The following is a 531-nucleotide window of genomic DNA, read 5'->3' on the forward strand; positions in this document are numbered from 1 at the left end:
TTGCTGATGAATTGAAAGACTTATACATTGGAGAGCAAAGTCCAGTAACGCCACCAGAAGTAGTAATAGAAGATAATAATGATCGTTTTGATAGCCTAGATTTCGATTTATCTACCACTAATCAAGCCGATGATACAGCTGACATATCTGATCGTCCTGTTTTTGAAGATAGTAATGATGCAGTAATAGACAAACCTATTGATAGCCCAGTGTTTTCAAACGAGTCTACTAAAAACGTAGACGATAGCTTTGATCTGACGCTCAGTGACTTAGAAGATGATTTCAATGAGTCAAATGCTACTGATGAGACTCCTGTCACATCATTGGCCACAGATGATGATAGCGTTCATATTTCTACAAGCGACCATACTGATACCATCAAAAATGATGAGGTCATAGAAGACAACGATCTTAGTGACTTTGAGTTCGATTTTGACTCACCTGCAGAAAACACTTTAACTGAAAATTCTGACGTATCAGATGTCCAAGACGGTGAAAGCGAAGCGTTAGTGTTAGAAGACGACTTCATCT

1 protein-coding gene is annotated in these 531 nt (G+C 38.4%); it reads left to right on the forward strand.

Features of this window, described 5'->3' with window-relative positions; translation table 11 throughout:
• Positions 1-531: hypothetical protein (locus ACS8FC_RS20600; protein ID WP_439298150.1), on the forward strand; the 531-nt coding region annotated here is incomplete at both ends.

It is taken from the genome of Psychrobacter sp. 1Y4 (genome assembly GCF_051847555.1).